Here is a 19390-nt window from a genome sequence, read left to right as displayed (position 1 = left end):
GAAGTATACGGATGAGCACATCAATGATATAGTCAACAATGGTGTTAGTGAGTCCAAAGCCTATACAGATATGAAGTTTGAGACGTTAAATTATGCCATTGAGGATGTCCGGAAAGAGGCAAGACAAGCGGCAGCTATTGGTTTAGCTGTATCGAATTTACGTTACTATGATATACCAGGATCTTTAAGCGTCTCATTTGGTAGTGGTTTGTGGCGAAGCCAATCTGCTTTTGCTATTGGAGCGGGTTATACCTCTGAAGATGGAAATATTCGCTCGAATGTATCGATTACAAGTGCTGGAGGCCATTGGGGCATAGGCGCGGGGATTACTCTGAGGTTGAGATGATAATAGAAAAAATTATTATTATTATGAAAAAAAGAAGAGTGTTAGTGAAGATTCTGTTTGCTCTTGCCTTACTAGGCAAGGGCGGAGTCTTTGCTAATGAGAATAATAGCGTTTATACAATTCATCCACCACATTTATCGATACCTAGGGGACAACCAGGTGAAACACGTCGAATTATTATGCAGTTTTATGACTGGACTTTAATTTGTGATGAAAAACAAAAGCTTAAACTTAAGCAAGGTATATGTAATGTGACACAGACTGTTCATGATCAGGAAGGGAATACTATTTTTAGTTGGTCTCTTGTTTCTACGACAAATGGACAAGCAGTGATGCTTTTTCGAACATTGCCAAATTCTGATATAAGTGTTCCGATTCAAATGTTTGTGAAAGGAGTAAAAAAACCTGTTCTTATTCATTATACGCAGTGTAATGAAACAGTTTGTTTGGCACAATCACCTGTAGGGCCAATTCTTACTAAACAAATAGAGCAGGACAATAAAGTACGTATTTCCTATAAACTTAAAGAGGGAAAGGTATTTTCTTTTATTGTACCATTTAAAGGGTTAAACGCAGCACTTAATTCTTTGCGTCCTTAGAAATTCATTGAAAACTTTATAACAAGAGTTATTTTTTTACAAATTGTTGTGTTATATTTTTGAATGTAAATTATAAGGTGCAATAAGTGAGAAGTTTTATGTAATATAATAGAAGATTAGGTTAAAGTTTTTCACAAATCTTAGAGAATGAGTATGTTAGTTGTTAGCAATAAAAAGTTATGAGAAAGACTTAATTTTAAATGAATAAAAATTGTCTTCCTTATCAATAAGGAGGTGGTTAAGCTCTTTTTTAAGTTTCATATGGCTTTTGAGAGTAGTCTGATTAAGCATTAATACTTTTCAATTGAAATGTTATAATAACAAGTAAATTTATAATTCTAGAGAATTTTTTGAACGATAGTTTTTCTTTGTATCCACGAGATAACGGCTATCGTAATTACGTTTTGTAGGACTCTGAAGCTTTTATTTCAGCATAATCAAAATCATTGTGTTGCATATATAAAAGAGGCTCATGTGTAGATAACGCGGTTGAAAAAAGAATTTTTTATAAACTATATCAATGTATATAGGTTGTTACAACCTTAAGCGTTAGCAAAGAGTATGATAGTGCTGGTTTGTTACAATAGAAGTATACTTCGTCTAAATGATATCAAAATAGCACAATTTACAAAATTGATGTGAACGTAAACGATTAATTTATAGTTTTAAGTTCATAAAGAGAAGTAAGACTTCACGGAAAAAGCCAAAAGATTATACAAAATTTTGAAGGATACGAGCGTAGAAAATTGCAATGATAGAAAAAAAGAGTTTTTTTGTATTTTATCATTTGATGCCGCATTGTTGCTTTATTTAGGAATGAGCAGAAGATTTTTCGCGTTTATTTATTGGGGGAAACGCTCAAGGGATAAGAGACATGACCCCGTTAAATTATGGTTTAAAAGAGTCAAAGCAAGGAGAATCATACAATACCGAAGAAAAACAGTTGTATGATCAATGTGAGAATAATAAAAATAACCGCTCTACATTGTCACGAACAGAGACATGCTCTATCCTTGTTGATATAAAGAGACAACAGAGAAAAGGATATTGTAAACAGAAACGGATTTTGATTCAACCGGAGACAGCTTTTGAGCTTCATCGTCAGACAATGATAGGTGCTCAAAAAACAAAAAAATTCAAAGCGCCTTTTCTTCGACGGTTCTCTCAAGTAAAATCTCCACCTCTTTATGCGGCTCTTGATTTAGGAACGAATAATTGTCGTCTTCTTATCGCATCTCCTAGTAAACCTGGATATTTTCGTGTTGTTGATGCTTTTTCTCGTATTGTAAGATTGGGAGAAGGTTTAATAAATAATGGTTTTCTTAATACACAAGCTATGGATCGTGCTATCGAAGCATTAAAGATTTGTCATTTAAAGCTAAAGCAAAGGCATATTAAGCGTTATCGCTTGATTGCAACGGAGGCTTGCCGTTCAGCAAAAAATGGTAGACATTTTATTCAGCGTGTTTTGGATGAGACAGGTCTTGAATTGGAAATTGTTGATCGGCAAACAGAAGCACGTTTTGCTGTTACAGGATGTAGTACACTTGTTGAACCAAATACTGAGGCAATTGTACTTTTTGATATAGGAGGTGGATCATCAGAAATTGTGCTTCTTGATGTTTCTCAAAAGCGTTCTTTTCGTTTAGCGGGACAAATTACCGCTTGGACTTCTCTTCCTGTTGGTGTTGTTACGCTTGCTGAACGTTTTGGAGGGAACAATATTAGTTTAGATGATTTTGAAAAAATGAAAAGTTATGTGCGAGGGTTATTAAACAATTTTTCAGATCGTCATAAATTAGGAGAGCTAGCGCAAGGATCAAAATTTCATCTTTTGGGAACTTCCGGTACGGTTACGACTTTAGCAGGGATGTATCTGAATTTAGAGCGTTATGATAGGAGAAAAGTGGATGGCATTTGGATGGATGATGCAGACATTACTCTTATGACAAAACGCTTATTGTCATGGGATATAGAAAAACGAAGCATAAATCCTTTTATTGGGCGAGAGAGAGCTGATTTAATCTTAGCAGGGTGTGCAATTTTAGATGTTATTCGAGAGGTTTGGCCAAGTCAGCGTTTAAAAGTTGCTGATCGTGGATTAAGGGAAGGAATTTTGATAGAGCTGATGTTACGCGATGGTGTATGGTGTCGTCGTAGAAAGAGTAGAGATTTTAAGCGTTAGAAAATTAAATGTGGAGACAATGAATAACGATGAAGAAAACAACAAAACCCCCAATGGGTGGCTATGGAGGTTCAGGGTCACATGAATTATATCAGCGCGTAAAAAAGAAAGCTGGAACCATTAAAGCGTCGTCACGGCGATGGTTAGAGAGGCATTTGAATGATCCTTATGTTCATCAATCCAAAGTAGATGGCTATCGTTCGCGCGCAGCTTATAAACTCATTGAAATTAATGAGCGTTATAAATTTCTGAAAAAAGGTCAAAAGATTATTGATCTAGGGGCAGCACCGGGGGGATGGTGTCAGGTAGCGGAGCGTATCGTAGGGTCAAGTGATGAAAAACCTAGTGTTGTTGGTATTGATTATTTGCATGTGGATCCATTGCCTAGAGTTGCAATGTTAGAAATGGATTTTTTACATGCAGATGCACCGCAGAAATTAATTGAAACTTTAGGGACAAAACCGGATGTGGTTCTTTCTGATATGGCAGCGCCAACAACAGGTCATCGTCAGACAGATCATTTAAGAACGATTTATTTATGTGAAGTTGCAGCTGATTTTGCTCTTTCGGTTCTCAAGCCTGGGGGACATTTTTTAGCAAAGGCTTTTCAAGGAGGGGCAGAAAACACTCTTCTTGCAATGCTAAAACAGCATTTTAAAAAAGTTTATCATGTAAAACCACCCGCAAGTCGATCAGAATCAGTAGAGCTTTATCTTCTAGCGCTTGAATTTAAGAGAAAAACAAAAATATAAGTATAGCGCCTTTTTTAAGAAGGCTTAAACTTTACTTAACTTCTTTAAATGGGGATAATTTTTCTCAAAGAGTTATCAGCGATAGTGATAGTTTTTCTGTTATCAATGATGCAAAATTGGTAAAATTAATGTATTGCCTGTAGAGATAGAGAGATTGATTCCTCAGTGAGTACTTCCAATGAAATTTCTTGATCAAGCTAAAGTTTATATCCGTTCTGGTAATGGAGGTTCTGGAGCAGTATCATTTCGTCGTGAAAAATTCATAGAATTTGGGGGGCCTGATGGAGGGAATGGAGGACGGGGTGGTGATGTTTGGGCTCTTGTTGTTGATGGGCTTAATACGCTGATTGATTATCGTTACCAACAACATTTTAAAGCAAAGACAGGAGGTCATGGTAAAGGGCGTAATATGACTGGTGAAAAGGGTGATGATGTCATCCTTAAAGTTCCAGTTGGGACGCAAATTTTTGAAGAAGATAATACAACGTTAATCTGTGATTTGACACAAGTAGGGCAGCGCTATTGCCTTGCAAAAGGAGGGAATGGCGGTTTTGGTAATCTTCATTTTACAACATCGACAAATCGGGCACCACGTCGTGCAAATCCAGGTCTGGTTGGAGAAGAGCGTGCAATATGGCTTCGTTTGAAGTTAATTGCTGATGCAGGGCTTATTGGTTTACCCAATGCCGGAAAATCAACTTTTTTAGCTTCTGTAACAGCTGCAAAACCAAAAGTTGCAGATTATCCTTTTACCACTCTTCATCCTCATCTTGGTGTTGTACGTATTGATGGTCGTGAATTTGTTTTGGCTGATATTCCGGGGTTAATTGAAGGAGCCCATGAAGGGGTTGGAATTGGAGACCGTTTTTTAGGACATGTGGAGCGTTGTCGAGTACTCCTTCATTTGATTTCTGCTCAGGAAGAAGATGTTGCAAAAGCATATCAAATTGTGCGTCATGAACTTGAGGCATATGGAAATAATCTAAGTGGTAAGACTGAAATTGTCGCTTTAAGCCAGATAGATACTCTCACGGTTGAAGAACGTAAAACAAAACAGGAGGCTTTGCAGAGAGTAACGGAACAGCCTGTTATGATGTTTTCTGCGGTTAGTCGCGAAGGTTTAGAAAATGTGCTGCGTGCTGGTGCTCATATTATTGAAAAGTCACGCAAAGAGGAGACAGGTGGGGATAGCAGGATTGATTGAGATGGCTGTTGGATTGCAAAAACTCACACATTATAAACGTATCGTGGTCAAGATTGGATCTGCACTTTTGGTTGATCCTCAGACGGGTTTACGCGTTGAGTGGCTTAAGAGCTTGATCAGTGATGTCGTTGAATTGCATAAAAAAGGTGTAGAGATATTATTGGTGTCTTCAGGCGCTATTGCTTTAGGAAGAACATTGCTACAACTTCCCAAAGGAGCTTTGAAATTGGAAGAAAGTCAGGCATGTGCTGCTTTGGGACAAATTGAATTAGCGAAAACCTATGGGGATGCGCTTGCACAACATGGGCTCAAAACAGGTCAAATTTTACTCACTTTATTTGATACGGAAGAGCGAAGGCGTTATCTCAATGCACGTGCGACGATTAATATGCTTTTGCATTTTGGAGCAGTGCCCGTTATTAATGAAAATGATACTGTTGCAACAAATGAAATTCGTTATGGTGATAATGATCGTTTAGCTGCACGTGTGGCAACAATGATGGGGGCAGATCTTTTAATACTTTTATCTGATATTGATGGTCTTTATACTAAGCCCCCCCATTGTGATCCGACGGCTGAATTTATACCTTTTGTGGCGTCCATTACACATGATATCGAAAAAATGGCAGATGTTGCTGTTTCAGAGTTTTCAAGGGGAGGAATGAAGACCAAGCTTGATGCTGGAAAGATAGCGAATGCTGCTGGAACGGCGATGATTATTACTTCAGGTAAACGTATGAATCCTCTGGCGGCAATTGATAGAGGCGAACGCAAGAGTTTTTTTGCGGCTAGTGAAAAATCTGTTAGTGCTTGGAAAATATGGATTTCTGGTCATTTAGATCCGTCAGGTATTTTGACGATTGATCAAGGGGCCATTAAGGCTCTTGAATCAGGAAAATCATTATTAGCAGCAGGGGTTATTGCTGTTGAGGGAGATTTCCATCGTGGGGATACGGTTGCAATTGTTGATACAAATGGGGTTGAGATTGCGCGTGGACTTGTAAGCTATGGCAAAGATGAAGCTGTACGCATTATAGGATGTAAAAGCGAAGAAATAGAATCTATTCTTGGGTATGAGGCACGCTCTGCTATGGTACATCGTAATGATATGATTTTACGCTGCTTGACCAATTCTGTTTAAAAAAGTTACTTTTGTTTTATTATTTTGGTAGAGTGAATGATACGATGACTTTAGAAAAACAAATGAAAAATATGGGGCAAAAAGCACGCTATGCCGCTGCAGCATTGGCTGTTGCTTCTTCTGAACAAAAGAACAATGCGTTGGAAATGATTGCTTTAAGTCTAGAGGCTTATTCAGATGAAATTTTACGAGCAAATTGTCTGGATTTAGAGAAGGCTGCTCAGAATAATTTGAAAGCCGCAATGGTTGATCGGCTTAAATTAGATGAATTGCGTTTGGGTGCAATGATAGACAGTGTTCGCCAAGTTGCTCGTTTATCTGATCCTGTTGGACAGGTCATGAGTGCATGGACACGCCCCAATGGACTTCATATAAGTCGTGTACGGACACCTCTTGGTGTGATTGGCATTATTTATGAAAGCCGTCCAAATGTTACAATTGACGCGAGCTCTTTGTGTTTAAAAGCGGGCAATGCTGCGATTTTGCGTGGTGGTTCGGATAGTTTTCATTCTTCACATGCTCTTCATTGTGCGTTGGTAAAAGGTTTAGAACGCTCTGATTTACCAAAAGATGCAATTCAAATGGTTGAAACGACAGACCGCGCTGCTGTTGGGGAAATGCTTAAAGGATTGGATGGAGCGATTGATGTGATCGTGCCACGTGGGGGAAAGAGTCTTGTTGCGCGCGTTCAATCTGATGCACGTGTTCCAATTTTTGCCCATTTAGAGGGGCTTTGTCATATTTATATTGATAAATCGGCCGACTTGGATATGGCACGCAATATTGTTTTAAATGCGAAATTGCGGCGGACAGGGATATGTGGTGCTGTTGAGACAGTTCTCATTGACAACAAGGCATTAAAAAAATTTCTTCCAGTTTTGACTGCTTTACAGGAGAAGGGCTGTGAAATACGTGCTACAGAGGATATTGCGTTTCTTCTACCAAATGTAAAACTAGCCTCTGAAGAAGACTGGTCACATGAATATCTTGATGCTATTCTTTCTGTTAAAACAGTTGAGGGAGTTGAGGGAGCCATTACTCATATTAAGCGTTATTCCTCAGGACATACGGAATCGATTATTGCTGAGGATATGGAAGTGGTGAAGATTTTTTTTAGTCATTTGGATTCAGCTATTTTATTGCACAATGCGTCCACACAATTTGCTGATGGAGGTGAATTTGGTTTTGGAATGGAAATTGGTATCGCAACAGGAAAAATACATGCACGTGGTCCCATAGGTATTGAACAGCTAACATCATTTCAATATCATGTTAAAGGAAATGGTCAGGTTAGAGCTTGAAAAAGCCATTTTTTCCATGGAAAAATCGTATGCCACATGTTGAAAGATCCAATGTTGTGGGTCTTTTTGGTGGTTCCTTTAATCCACCGCATGCGGGGCATCTTCTTGTTGCAAAAACTGCTATTCGGCGTTTGCATCTAGATCAGTTATGGTGGATGGTTAGTCCAAGAAATCCTTTAAAGGATTGTACACAGTTACTTTCTTTAGAGGAGAGAATGCGATTAAGTTCTAAACTTATTGATCATCCAAAAATTCGCTTAACAGGTTTTGAGCAGGCTATAGGAAGCAAAGTATCAATAGATACGATTTTTCATATTCTAACCCATTACAGTGGCGTAAATTTTGTATGGATTATAGGGGCAGATAGTTTTACAACGATTCATCATTGGTATCGATGGCGTGATATTGTCTCTATGCTTCCTATTGCAATTATTGACCGTCCTTTAGGCAATAAGGCAGCTCTCTTTTCTCCTATGGCACACATTTATCGCCAGTTTCGTTTGGATGAGAGGAAAAGTGACCGATTACCTTTTATAAAGCCACCAGTTTGGACATATTTGCATGGACCTTTATCTTTTCAATCTTCAACAAAGCTTCGTTTGAAGAAGAATGATTTTTCTTGAATAATTTATAAGATTCTGCTTCTTTTTAGAGAAAGCTTTTTTACATACTACAATTACTACAATAATAAGAGAAGGAATATAGAGCTGAAAAACGTTGTACAAAACCACTCTTACAATCTTATGCCTTTAATAGAAAAAAAAGTTATTTCTGTTAAGGAGAGTCTTGAAATTATTCTCAAGAGTTTAGAAGATACAAAAGCAGAAGATATTGTTGCTATTGATATTCAAGGAAAGTCATCTTTAGCTGATTATATGGTCATAGCTTCGGCAAATTCACAGCGTCATGTATCTTCTATTGCTGATCATTTGTTACGCACTTGGAAAGACAGTGGGCAGAAGCTTGCGCGTGTAGAAGGGCTTTCTGGAGGTGATTGGGTATTGATTGATACGGGTGATATTATCATTCACCTTTTTCGTCCAGAAATTCGTCTTTTTTATAATTTAGAAAAAATATGGATGGCCCCTGATTTAAATAATACAACATCGGTTCTCTTCGGAGATCATTAAAATGCAAATTTCTATTTTTGCGGTTGGTCGTATGAAAAGTGGAGCGGAGCAAAAATTAGTTCAGCATTATTTGGATCGTTTTTCTAAAAGTTCTGGAGCTGTAGGATTTCATTTAAAAAAGTTACAGGAGATACCAGAAAGTCGTGCTCAAACAGCATGTCAACGTATGGAAGAAGAGGGAAGAAGACTTATTGAATTTTTGCCTGAAAAATGTCGATTAATTGTGTTGGATGAGCGTGGAGAGTCGATTTCTTCAGCTGCTTTTGCTGAAAAATTAGGGTGTTATCGTGATGAAGGTATTCGAGATATCATCATTGCTTTGGGGGGACCTGATGGGCATAATGAACAAATAAGGAATCGTGCTGATTTTCTGCTATCTTTTGGTTTTATGACATGGCCACATCAAATTGCACGTATTCTCCTTACAGAACAACTGTATCGCGCTGTAACAATTGCAAATCATCATCCATATCATCGTTTTTAAATATTTTTGTTCAATTTTTAGCACTTATTTATATATTTATTAATATAGTTTTAGCCGACACCATTTATAAAACATCTCTCGTGTATACGATGAGGTGTCATGGTTAGGCAAATAAAAGAGCTTCTTCATAGAAAGATGCAATATTTATATGGGGAATGCGTGATATTTGTCATTCTGCTCTTGAGTATGTTTTTTTACTTTTCTGTATCACATGCGGAAGATACAATGAATAGTACAGAAGCACATAAAGAATTGGGAGAAATTCGCCAAAATATTTCACTTTCGCGTGAGCGTGTTGTTTTTCTTATGCGTCAGGTTGAGCATTTAAAAAAAGATCAACGTGTTTTGAGTGATGCACTCATAAAAGCCGCTCAAGAAGAACGTAAGGTTGCAGATGATATTGCTGAAAGAGAAGAAAAGCTTAAAAAAATGATAGGAAAGCGGGTACAAGTCTATCAAAATTTAAAAAGTCGTCGCGCTGAATTTGCAGAAGTTCTTGCAATTTTAGAACGTATGGGCTTGAATCCACCTCCAGCTCTTATGATACAGCCAGAGGATGTATTGGCTTCTGTACGCAGTTCTGTTTTATTAGGGACTGTCATTCCTCAGATGCAAGAGAAAACACGAGATTTAACAGAGAAACTCAAGGAATTGACCAATTTAAGTCATTCCATTACTACAGAATATACGGCGTTAAAGACAAAATTGCAAAGTCAAGCAGAGCAGCGAAAACGTCTAGAGCTTTTATTAGATAAGAAAAACAAACTACAAAAAAAATCAGAAAAAGAACTTACAGAACAGCAGCAAAAAAATATTGCTCTTGCTAAAAAAGCGCAGTCTTTGGAAGAATTGATTTTAGAGCTTGACCGTCAGTCAAAACTTAGTTCTGATTCATCAATACAGATACGGAAAAGTTTACAATTGCTAGAGCAGTCCAATTTTGAAAGCCGAAAAGGTTCTTTACTTTTTCCTGTTTTAGGAAAAAGAATTCGATATTCTCATAAGAATTCGCAGATTACGCGTTTTGGTGAGACGATAGAAACAGAGTCAGGGGCTATTGTTATAGCACCTGCGGATGCTTTTGTTGCTTTTGCTGGACCGTTTCGTTCTTACGGACAGTTAATCATTCTCAATGTTGGAAATGGTTATCATATCATTCTTACCGGAATGTCGAAAATTAATGTAAAACAGGGGCAGTTTGTTCTTTCAGGCGAGCCTCTGGGTATGATGGGGATGCAATTTATTGCAAATAGTGTTGCATTGGATATAGGAAAAGCTGCTCCAATGCTTTACATTGAGTTTAGAAAGCAGGGAAAGCCTGTAAATCCAACTCCTTGGTGGCAGACTGAAAAAATGAGAAGGAACCAAAATGATTCGTAAAGTTATTCTTTTGGTCGCTGGGGTATTTCTCGGCGCCTGTTCAATGATTATGGTGCAGTCTGTTGCTGCGAATAATGAAGATAACGCATATAAAAAGTTGGCCATATTTGGCGATGTTTTTGAGCGCGTGCGTAAGCAATACGTCACAGTTCCAGATGACAAAAAGCTTATTGAAAATGCTATCAATGGTATGCTTACATCACTAGATCCCCATTCATCTTATTTGAATGCTGAAGAAGCTAAAGATATGCGGGATTCTACGAAAGGAGAATTCGGAGGTCTTGGTATTGAGGTCACTATGGAAAAGAACTTAATTAAAGTTGTTTCGCCGATGGATGATACTCCCGCTTCAAAAGCAGGTATTTTAGCAGGAGATTTGATTTCAAAAATTGACGATGTACAAACAAATGGTCAAACATTGAATGAAGCTGTTAATAAGATGCGAGGGGCTCCTGGAACGCCAATTACTTTGACAATTATTCGTTCTGGCGTTGATAAGCCATTTGAAGTTAAGATTGTTCGTGATATTATCAAGGTAAAAGCGGTGAAATATCGCGTTGAGGGTGATATTGGATATTTAAGAGTTATCCAGTTTTCTGAGCAGACATTGGGCAATCTTCTGGCAGCAATTAAAGATATTCAATCTAAAATTCCTGAAGATAAACTAAAAGGTTATGTCCTTGATTTGCGGCTTAATCCTGGTGGACTTTTAGATCAAGCTGTTAATGTTGCGAGTGCTTTTCTCAATAAAGGTGAGATTGTGTCGACTCGTGGACGTAAAAAGAGTGATGTAACGAGATTTGATGCCAAGCCTGGAGATGTTACCAATGGAAAACCACTCATTGTGCTTATTAATGGTGGTTCGGCAAGTGCTTCTGAAATTGTTGCAGGTGCCCTACAAGATCATCGTCGTGCAACAATTTTAGGGACGCAGTCTTTTGGTAAAGGATCTGTTCAAACGATTATTCCTTTGGGTGAAAATGGCGCTTTACGTTTAACAACAGCACTTTATTACACGCCATCTGGTACTTCTATTCAAGGAACAGGAATTACACCTGATATTATTGTAGAGCAACCACTTCCTGAAAAGTATAAGGGTTATGATGTAAAAGTTGGTGAGTCTGCGTTAAAAGGGCATATCAAAGGAAAACGAGAAAGCAATAAAGGATCTGGTTCAGCTGCTTTTGTTCCGAAAGACCCTAAGGATGATATTCAATTGAATGAGGCTTATAAACTGTTACGGGGTGAGATGGCAAATGCGGCATTTCCTCCAGATCCCAATAAGGATATATTAAAGTGAGAAATGATACCGATAGCTTGCGTGCTTTTGAGGAATATAAATGGATGCAGATGTTAACTTGAAGACTCTTCCTTATCGCAAATGTGTTGGAATTGTTGTCTTTAATCATGAGGGTAAAGTTTGGGTTGGCCGTCGTTTAATGACGCCAGCTCATGCAGATATTGACGGATCTTATCGTTGGCAGCTTCCTCAAGGAGGAATTGATGAGGATGAAAAACCATTAGATGCAGCATATCGAGAACTTTATGAAGAAACGGGTATTCGATCTGTAAAGTTGATTAAAGAAGCACAAAATTGGTGTCATTATGATTTTCCACAAGAACTTGTTGCGTGCACATTAAGCAATAAATATCGTGGTCAAACGCAGAAATGGTTTGCTTTCCAGTTTACGGGAGAGCTTTCTGAAATCGTGATTAATCCTCCACCAGATGGCAATAAAGCGGAATTCGATCAATGGAAATGGATTGATCTAGAAGTCCTTCCTTCGATTGCTGTTCCTTTTAAAAAGCATGTCTATATGAAAGTTGTCAGCGAATTTCGAGGTAGCTTTGGATCATTATAAAAGCTATATGACTATGAGAAAGCTTTTTTTATAAAGATTGCTTTATATGATGTATATTATTTATAAGATGATAAACATGTTTTTCTTTATGTAAAGAACAGGAATATAAAATGAAAAAGTTATTTAATTTACTGATAGTTTGTACTCTCTTGAGTATTCCATCTGTTGTTTTTGCAACAAATTCAAAGCCTTCTGCAGCAAAAGAGACAGCAGCGACATTGCCAAATGGAGCTTCTTCTTTGACTGAAACCTATGGCTTGTGGACCATTAACTGTGGATTACAAGAAGGGAAAAAAGTTTGCTTTATGCACCGTCAAGAAGTAAATGAGCAGGGACGTGTTGTTGTGGCTATGACCCTCATTCTTAATGATGAGGGTGCTCTATCGGGTAATTTAACAGTTCCTTTTGGCATTTTGGTTTCTAAGCCTGTTCGTTTACAAGTCGATGAGGGAAAAGCTGTTATTGAGACCGGTATCCGGACTTGTGTGCCAGCAGGTTGTATGGTTCCAGTCGTTTTTGATAAAAATCACGTAGCAGCTTTACGTGCTGGAAAACAATTAAAGTTAGCGATGACAATTGCTGCTGCTGGTGAACCACCTTTGAATGATTTATTTGTTCAGCTAAATGGTTTTAGTAATGCCCTTAATCGTTTGACTGCTTTGCAGAAGTAATTTTAAAAATAAAAGCGGCCTTTTAAGGCCGCTTTTAGTTTGTGCATATAGATTGATTATTAAAGCAATGAGATTTAATATTGGCTCTATAATTCACTGCTTTTAAAGTTTTCAGATTATTTTCTGTTTCTTCTATTTTCATCGCACTATTTTTAATTTTAATATTTGTTTTCTTGGGTAATCATTATCAAATAGAGAGATCAAGAATCTGGACTGTTTAGTTTTTTTCATGAGATTTTGGAGTATAAAACTATTATTCAATATACAGATTCATTTTATAAAAGCTTTCTATACGCTTTTCTGTTTCCTTGATTGAAAGGGATAACGCATGGTTTATGCATTGCTTCAAACGCTTGATTTGATTTTTAATATTTATATTTATATTTTAATCGCTAGTGTCATTTTTTCTTGGCTTTATGTCTTTAATATCATAAATCGGCGCAATCGCTTTGTTGTTTTGGTAGAAAACTTTCTATATCGCCTTACAAATCCCATTCTAAACCCTATCCGGCGGATTTTACCAAATTTGGGAACAATTGATATTTCGCCTATTGTGGTGTTCGTTATTATTTATTTTATCCGTAATTTTATGTGGCGCGCTTACGTAAATATGTATTTATAGAAATATAATTTGAGGTAAATACATGTTTTATCAAGTTGATAAAAATAACTTGATTTTGTTTGTATATCTCATTCCCAAGTCATCCGTTGACAAAATAATAGGGATTGAATGTAGAGATGGTGAGAAACAATATCTGGTTATACGCCTTCGTGCTGTTCCTGAAGATGGAAAAGCAAATAAAGCTCTCATTAAATTTCTTGCGAAGCAGTGGAAAATTCCATCTTCTTCTATTTCTCTGAAAAGCGGCGCAACATCTCGCTATAAACAGCTTTATTTTTCAACGCATTTAGAAGAGCTAGAGCAGACATGGCAATCCTTTAGAGATTGTGTCTCGTAGAAAAAATAATATAATAAAGCCTATTAAAAAATAGGCTTTACTTGATTAAAGTTGTTACATTTCTTTATTGCGCTTAACAGCTTGCTTAATGAGTTCATGTGCAAAGTTTTTATCACGCCACCCTTCAATTTTTGCCCATTTTCCAGGTTCTAAATCTTTATAATGCTTAAAGAAATGTTCAATTTGTTTGAGTGTAATTTCAGGCAGGTCTGTATAGTCATGAATATTGATATAACGTTTTGTTAATTTTGGTGTGGGAATGGCAATAATTTTTTCATCTTTCCCACCATCATCTTCCATCATTAGAGCCCCGATAGGGCGAACATTGATCACACAACCAGGCATAAGTGGACGGGTATTACAGATAAGGACATCAATAGGATCACCATCATCTGAAAGCGTATGAGGGACAAAACCATAATTTCCAGGATAAACCATTGATGTATGAAGAAAACGGTCAACGAATAATGCGCCCGACTTTTTATCCATCTCATATTTTATTGGTTGACCACCAAGAGAGACTTCCACAATAACATTAATATCTTCTGGTGGGTTTTTGCCTACGGGTATTTCCTTAATATTCATAGAGACATCCTTTCTGGGATTAAAGTGAGGCTTACAATCAAATATTTTACCAAAGAGATTATGCAATTATCTTGAAATTGATGCCCGTGTTTTTTCAAAACGTTTACGTTCATTAGGATCAAGATAAAGTTTGCGGAGACGAATATTTTTAGGGGTGACCTCCACAAGTTCATCATCTTGTATCCACGATAGGGCACGTTCTAATGTCATTTTAAGGGGAGGTGTTAACTTTACGGCTTCATCTTTTCCAGAAGCGCGCATATTGGTGAGTTTTTTTCCTTTTAACACATTAACTTCTAAATCGTTATCGCGTGAGTGGATGCCAATAATCATCCCTTGATAAACTTTTACACCCGCATCAATGATCATAGGTCCACGATCTTCAAGATTAAAAAGAGCATAAGCGACAGATTCTCCGTTATCATTTGAAATCATAACACCATTAACACGACCAGCAATGTCTCCTTTATAAGGTTCATAAGCATGGAAAAGGCGATTCATAATAGCTGTACCACGGGTGTCGGTTAAAAGTTCAGATTGATAACCAATGAGTCCACGGGTGGGGGCATAAAAAACAAGTCGGACACGACTCCCTCCAGAAGGACGTAATTCCACCATTTCACCTTTACGTTCAGACATTTTTTGCACAACAGTACCAGAATATTCTTCATCAACATCGATAACAACTTCTTCTATTGGCTCAAGAGTTATTCCATTTTCACCCTTTTGCATTACAACACGTGGACGTGAAACACTAAGCTCAAATCCTTCACGGCGCATGTTTTCAATGAGAACAGCAAGTTGTAATTCTCCTCGCCCTGAAACGTAGAAAGAATCTTTATCAGCTGATTCTTCAATTTTAAGCGCGACATTGCCTTCTGCTTCTTTTAACAAACGGTCACGGATAACACGGCTTGTTACTTTATCTCCTTCCGTTCCTGCAAGGGGACTATCGTTGACAAGAAAACTCATCGTAACGGTAGGAGGATCAATGGGCTGAGCAGTAAGGGGGTCATTGACAGCCGGATCACAAAAAGTATCCGCAACGGTACCTTTTTGTAGACCTGCAATCGCAACAATATCACCAGCATGTCCTTCTTCAATAGGTTGCCGTTCTAGACCACGAAATGCCAAAATTTTTGAGATACGCCCAGTTTCTAGAAGTTTTCCATCTTGCTCAAGAACCTTAATATTTTGATTGGGTTTTAGAGAGCCGGAATGAATACGGCCTGTAATAATTCGTCCCAAAAACGGATCTGCTTCAAGAATAGTTCCAATCATACGGAATGGTCCTTCTACGACACGAGGAGAAGGAACATGCCGTATTACAAGATCAAATAAAGGACTGAGTCCTTGATCTTGAGGTCCCTCTGGGGCTTCAGCCATCCATCCATCGCGTCCTGAACCGTAAAGAATGGGAAAATCAAGCTGTTCGTCGGTTGCATCAAGAGCGGCAAAAAGGTCAAAGACCTCATTAATGACTTCATCAACGCGTGCATCAGGTCGATCAATTTTATTAATAGCAACAATAGGACGCAATCCTACTTTTAATGCTTTACCAACGACAAATTTTGTTTGTGGCATGGGGCCTTCAGCAGCATCAACAAGTACGATGGCACCATCAACCATGTTTAGAATACGCTCAACTTCTCCACCAAAATCGGCATGTCCTGGTGTATCAACAATATTAATTCGGGTATCTTTCCAAACAACAGATGTCACTTTCGCTAGAATTGTAATTCCCCGTTCTTTTTCAATATCGTTTGAATCCATCATACGTTCGCTTGTACGCTGATTATCCCGAAAGTTTCCTGATTGCTTGAGAAGTCCATCTACAAGCGTTGTTTTCCCATGGTCAACGTGGGCAATGATGGCAATGTTACGCAATTGCATAAATTTTCTTCTTTTCGTTTAATGAAATTTCATTTGAGGCAAAGTTTTTATATTCTTTGCCTGACTGTTAAAAAAACCTTTTACATGTTTTTTTGTAATTTTGGAAGATAGAGACCATATTTTTATGACAAAACGATTTATCCAAGTCTTTAATGCGCTATGAAGCCTCAATTGTTGGAACTTCGTAAAAGAACGATAGGATGTTGAGTGTTTTATTCTTGAGCCAAGAATTGTCCATAAATTACCGTCAATTGGATCTTTATTGATATGACACAAGGAATTTATGGAAACGGCTTTTAAAGAATAAGTAAACGTAAAGCTAGCTGTGTCATACTTTTTGTTTTGCAAAGAGATTGATAAAAATCCGAGAATATTTTTAAATCTATTGATAATTTTATGACATCATTATTCCCAATAAAGTTTTTGCTTCTTCTGGAGTTTGTTAATCAACATTCAGATTTAATGCAACTGCATATTTGAGATAAATCATATTTGAGATAAATATTGGGACAATTAAGAACTTTATAAGAAGTTCTAATTTTTATATGCCAGTTTAGAGGAAGAGTTATGATCTGTTTGATCTATTTATGAAAGGGAAATACAGCCTTATTTAGAAAATAATATGAAAATATGAAAAATTCTTCTCTTTACCGTTATTTTAATTCACATTTATGATTTCAAAAGCATCCAAAAAATTTATTTTAAACCATTGGGATTGATATATTGCCTATATTTTTGCTTATCATACTTTCTTTATAGAATGATATGTCTCATGCAAATAGAACAATTGAAAAAGAATACACGTATTATCGCACACTTATATCTTCTTTTAAAGAGAGATACCTTAATATCACTCATCCATTTCATGATGAGACCAATGAATGCTATATATGTTAATGGCGTATTATAAACGCATTTGTGAAGCGTATAAAGCCCGTTGATCACCTCTATTATTGTTCTCTTAGCTATCAATATTGCGATAGCTTTTGCATTTGAGAGAGGACATAAGGTTGGGGAGGTATTATAAATAAAAACACAATAAAGTCAATATGTTGAGTGTAATTATTTTATATGAATCCACTTAAGAATCCACAATTTTATACGTGATTCATTTGACCATTTTTTAGATAAGATTGCCATGTATGAATAGAGCATAAAAAGCAAATCATGATGTGAATATTATAACGCATCTGTGTATTCAAATGAAATGAAAAGCAGCTACCATTTATAACAGTTCATAAATTTTATGATACGTTTTTATCACTCAAAAATCGCATTGTTTTTAAATTTAGTCATTTGAAATTATCGATAACATATCTTTAAAGATCACAGCTTGTTTTAACAATTGGATTGGTAATCGCATTATCAAGTATGAGATTATGATTCTCAAAATTGAGAAGCGCAAAATCTAAAAATGCTATAGCAATATTTTAATAAGGAGTAATCGTTTGAAACTTTTATAAGCTTATAGGTTTTAATTCATTAAAGGTGCATAAAGGATTTCAATATCGTTTTTAAAGCGCTTTCTAAAAATTTAGAAAATGATAGGCAGGCATTATACAAACATATCATCACAACAGTTATGAAATTAAAAACGTTATATCTTATGAAATAAAAAGCCTTTTTATGACGTATGCAAGCAAGCGAGCAACAAATGTTTTAAAGGTTACAGTTTAAAAATACGAAACCAAATGGGCTCACCCCAAAATTGGGGGCAGCTCTTTAAGATAAGCAAGCAAAATTCAAAACCATTGTAAAATCTAAACACATAGGGTTTTACTCAATTTTTAGAAAAAAGCGAAATGTTTAAAGAATCTCTATTTTAAAGATAACCAGCTCAAATTTGAGCTGGCTAATTTTTAAAGAAATTAGGTTTTAAAGAAAAGTAAAAATACGCTTATGATAACCTCACTAAATGCATGTTTAAACATTTGAAACTGATGTTTTATATATTAACAGCTATAAACTTAGTTATCATTTGCTCTTAAGAACGTTTCATTGTTTCATTTACGAAAAAACAAAGATCTAGATTTCACAGCAGAGAAAATCTTAGAAGCCTTAGATTCTAAAAAGCGTTTGTTTATTTGTCTTATGAAATGCTACTTTTAAAAACCAACGCGCATAAATGTAAAAACGGGTTTTGTTATAGACATTTCACTTAATACACATTTGCTTTTGATTGGTTTGATAAAGCTACCAAACGTTTTGATTTATTTGATAGGTTTTGATTTTAGAATGTTAGTTATTTGAAATTCACTCAGCTCAATTTTGAGCTTAGTATTTTAAAATATTTAAAGAGGCATTTTAATCATGTGTTTTGTTTTAAACAAATCTCTTTAAAGAAAAGGGCGTTATTCTAATACGTTTATAGCCATAACAAGCGTTTATAGTCTCTATAATTCATTCTCTCATTCAAATGAGTGAGTAAAAACCATATGCATCATTTATGATCCTTTTGATAAGTTTTCATAAAAACAATAGAACGCTTGCAATATGATACGTTTTGTATATATGCGTTCAATACTCCATTATGTATGATTATTTTTTATCATTAGAATCAAAATTTGAAAGCCGCGTCATATCAATTGGCACGGCTTTCTTTTTTGGAGTTCTCTCTTTTATGATACGTTTTAAGGAATGCATCTTATAATGCGTTTATAGCGATAAAGAAGGCGCCTCATAGGCCTGTTATTTGTTCTATTTCTCAATCTTGACAACCTCATCACTCTTATAGACCTCATAATTATCAGGAACCAATTTTATCTTACTTTGTATATCTATTTTTGCTCGACCATAGGCACGCCCCCAGACTTTGACATAACCAGAGATTTTCGCATTCCCATAAACAGAGCCATAAACCGCGGCACGCCCACTCACTATAGCATTGCCATAAACCTT

The 19390-nt window shown here is 36.5% G+C and carries 18 protein-coding genes and 1 pseudogene; 16 read left to right on the top strand and 3 right to left on the bottom strand.

Annotated elements, in window-relative coordinates:
• The 16 genes from PVV65_RS08045 to PVV65_RS07970 form a co-directional block, all read left to right on the top strand.
• The coding region (locus tag PVV65_RS08045; RefSeq protein WP_273789817.1) for a YadA-like family protein at positions 1-346 on the top strand (346 nt) is incomplete at its 5' end.
• Complete coding sequence (locus PVV65_RS08040) at positions 343-945, top strand: invasion associated locus B family protein (RefSeq protein ID WP_273789816.1); 603 nt, start codon at positions 343-345, stop codon at positions 943-945. The genes PVV65_RS08045 and PVV65_RS08040, both read left to right, overlap by 4 nt.
• 874 nt (positions 946-1819) lie before the next feature.
• Positions 1820-3130 (top strand): Ppx/GppA phosphatase family protein, encoded by a 1311-nt coding sequence (locus PVV65_RS08035; RefSeq protein ID WP_273789815.1) that lies wholly within the window; start codon positions 1820-1822, stop codon positions 3128-3130.
• Positions 3131-3159: 29 nt separating this feature from the next.
• A complete protein-coding gene (locus PVV65_RS08030; protein WP_273789814.1) occupies positions 3160-3882 on the top strand; it encodes an RlmE family RNA methyltransferase in 723 nt (240 codons plus the stop codon).
• A 178-nt stretch (positions 3883-4060) separates the two neighbouring features.
• Positions 4061-5086, top strand: coding sequence for a GTPase ObgE (gene obgE, locus PVV65_RS08025; protein ID WP_273789813.1), 1026 nt, complete (start codon positions 4061-4063; stop codon positions 5084-5086).
• 1 nt (position 5087) lies between these two features.
• Entirely contained in the window at positions 5088-6227 is a 1140-nt protein-coding gene (gene proB / locus PVV65_RS08020; RefSeq protein ID WP_273789818.1) for a glutamate 5-kinase, read from the top strand.
• Between the two features lie 44 nt (positions 6228-6271).
• Entirely contained in the window at positions 6272-7528 is a 1257-nt protein-coding gene (locus PVV65_RS08015; protein ID WP_273789812.1) for a glutamate-5-semialdehyde dehydrogenase, read from the top strand.
• A 29-nt stretch (positions 7529-7557) separates the two neighbouring features.
• Complete coding sequence (locus PVV65_RS08010; RefSeq protein ID WP_273789811.1) at positions 7558-8151, top strand: nicotinate-nucleotide adenylyltransferase; 594 nt, start codon at positions 7558-7560, stop codon at positions 8149-8151.
• Positions 8152-8271: 120 nt separating this feature from the next.
• Positions 8272-8658 carry a ribosome silencing factor gene (gene rsfS / locus PVV65_RS08005; protein ID WP_273754541.1) on the top strand — a complete coding sequence of 129 codons (387 nt, stop codon included), beginning with the start codon at positions 8272-8274 and terminating at the stop codon, positions 8656-8658.
• A 1-nt stretch (position 8659) separates the two neighbouring features.
• Complete coding sequence (rlmH, locus tag PVV65_RS08000) at positions 8660-9142, top strand: 23S rRNA (pseudouridine(1915)-N(3))-methyltransferase RlmH (protein WP_273754542.1); 483 nt, start codon at positions 8660-8662, stop codon at positions 9140-9142.
• A gap of 99 nt (positions 9143-9241) precedes the next feature.
• Positions 9242-10522 (top strand): murein hydrolase activator EnvC, encoded by a 1281-nt coding sequence (locus tag PVV65_RS07995; protein WP_273754544.1) that lies wholly within the window; start codon positions 9242-9244, stop codon positions 10520-10522.
• The gene (locus tag PVV65_RS07990; protein WP_273754545.1) at positions 10512-11822 is read left to right on the top strand and encodes a S41 family peptidase; all 1311 of its coding nucleotides are present in this window, start codon (positions 10512-10514) and stop codon (positions 11820-11822) included. The genes PVV65_RS07995 and PVV65_RS07990 overlap by 11 nt, the downstream gene beginning before the upstream one ends.
• Positions 11823-11862: 40 nt before the next feature.
• The gene (locus tag PVV65_RS07985; RefSeq protein ID WP_273789810.1) at positions 11863-12384 is read left to right on the top strand and encodes an RNA pyrophosphohydrolase; all 522 of its coding nucleotides are present in this window, start codon (positions 11863-11865) and stop codon (positions 12382-12384) included.
• 110 nt (positions 12385-12494) lie between these two features.
• Positions 12495-13055 (top strand): invasion associated locus B family protein, encoded by a 561-nt coding sequence (locus PVV65_RS07980; protein ID WP_273789809.1) that lies wholly within the window; start codon positions 12495-12497, stop codon positions 13053-13055.
• Positions 13056-13383: 328 nt separating this feature from the next.
• On the top strand, positions 13384-13677 hold the full coding sequence (locus PVV65_RS07975) for a YggT family protein (protein WP_273789808.1): 294 nt from the start codon (positions 13384-13386) through the stop codon (positions 13675-13677).
• 22 nt (positions 13678-13699) lie between these two features.
• Positions 13700-14014, top strand: coding sequence for a DUF167 domain-containing protein (locus tag PVV65_RS07970; RefSeq protein ID WP_273754551.1), 315 nt, complete (start codon positions 13700-13702; stop codon positions 14012-14014).
• A gap of 54 nt (positions 14015-14068) precedes the next feature.
• On the opposite strand, the gene ppa is transcribed toward PVV65_RS07970, so the two are convergent.
• The 3 genes and pseudogenes from ppa to PVV65_RS07955 all read right to left on the bottom strand — a co-directional run.
• Positions 14069-14599: an inorganic diphosphatase gene (gene ppa / locus PVV65_RS07965; protein ID WP_273754552.1), complete on the bottom strand. Its 531-nt coding sequence runs from the start codon at positions 14597-14599 to the stop codon at positions 14069-14071.
• 66 nt (positions 14600-14665) lie between these two features.
• Positions 14666-16492: a translational GTPase TypA gene (gene typA / locus PVV65_RS07960; protein WP_273789807.1), complete on the bottom strand. Its 1827-nt coding sequence runs from the start codon at positions 16490-16492 to the stop codon at positions 14666-14668.
• Positions 16493-19189: 2697 nt separating this feature from the next.
• Positions 19190-19390: pseudogene (locus tag PVV65_RS07955) on the bottom strand (hypothetical protein); the annotation flags it as partial.

Source organism: Bartonella sp. ML70XJBT, from assembly GCF_028618425.1.
Classification (GTDB): Bacteria; Pseudomonadota; Alphaproteobacteria; order Rhizobiales; family Rhizobiaceae; genus Bartonella.
This window is presented reverse-complemented; position numbering and strand designations above follow the sequence as displayed.

Bases quoted from the DNA above. Each gene is read 5' to 3' on its own strand.
- PVV65_RS08010 (WP_273789811.1), top strand. From the start codon at position 7,558: ATGCCACATGTTGAAAGATCCAATGTTGTGGGTCTTTTTGGTGGTTCC.
- PVV65_RS08030 (WP_273789814.1), top strand. From the start codon at position 3,160: ATGAAGAAAACAACAAAACCCCCAATGGGTGGCTATGGAGGTTCAGGG.
- proB (WP_273789818.1), top strand. From the start codon at position 5,088: ATGGCTGTTGGATTGCAAAAACTCACACATTATAAACGTATCGTGGTC.
- rsfS (WP_273754541.1), top strand. From the start codon at position 8,272: ATGCCTTTAATAGAAAAAAAAGTTATTTCTGTTAAGGAGAGTCTTGAA.
- ppa (WP_273754552.1), bottom strand. From the start codon at position 14,599: ATGAATATTAAGGAAATACCCGTAGGCAAAAACCCACCAGAAGATATT.
- PVV65_RS07975 (WP_273789808.1), top strand. From the start codon at position 13,384: ATGGTTTATGCATTGCTTCAAACGCTTGATTTGATTTTTAATATTTAT.
- typA (WP_273789807.1), bottom strand. From the start codon at position 16,492: ATGCAATTGCGTAACATTGCCATCATTGCCCACGTTGACCATGGGAAA.
- PVV65_RS07995 (WP_273754544.1), top strand. From the start codon at position 9,242: ATGGTTAGGCAAATAAAAGAGCTTCTTCATAGAAAGATGCAATATTTA.
- PVV65_RS08015 (WP_273789812.1), top strand. From the start codon at position 6,272: ATGACTTTAGAAAAACAAATGAAAAATATGGGGCAAAAAGCACGCTAT.
- PVV65_RS08035 (WP_273789815.1), top strand. From the start codon at position 1,820: ATGACCCCGTTAAATTATGGTTTAAAAGAGTCAAAGCAAGGAGAATCA.
- PVV65_RS07980 (WP_273789809.1), top strand. From the start codon at position 12,495: ATGAAAAAGTTATTTAATTTACTGATAGTTTGTACTCTCTTGAGTATT.
- rlmH (WP_273754542.1), top strand. From the start codon at position 8,660: ATGCAAATTTCTATTTTTGCGGTTGGTCGTATGAAAAGTGGAGCGGAG.
- obgE (WP_273789813.1), top strand. From the start codon at position 4,061: ATGAAATTTCTTGATCAAGCTAAAGTTTATATCCGTTCTGGTAATGGA.
- PVV65_RS07990 (WP_273754545.1), top strand. From the start codon at position 10,512: ATGATTCGTAAAGTTATTCTTTTGGTCGCTGGGGTATTTCTCGGCGCC.
- PVV65_RS08040 (WP_273789816.1), top strand. From the start codon at position 343: ATGATAATAGAAAAAATTATTATTATTATGAAAAAAAGAAGAGTGTTA.
- PVV65_RS07970 (WP_273754551.1), top strand. From the start codon at position 13,700: ATGTTTTATCAAGTTGATAAAAATAACTTGATTTTGTTTGTATATCTC.
- PVV65_RS07985 (WP_273789810.1), top strand. From the start codon at position 11,863: ATGGATGCAGATGTTAACTTGAAGACTCTTCCTTATCGCAAATGTGTT.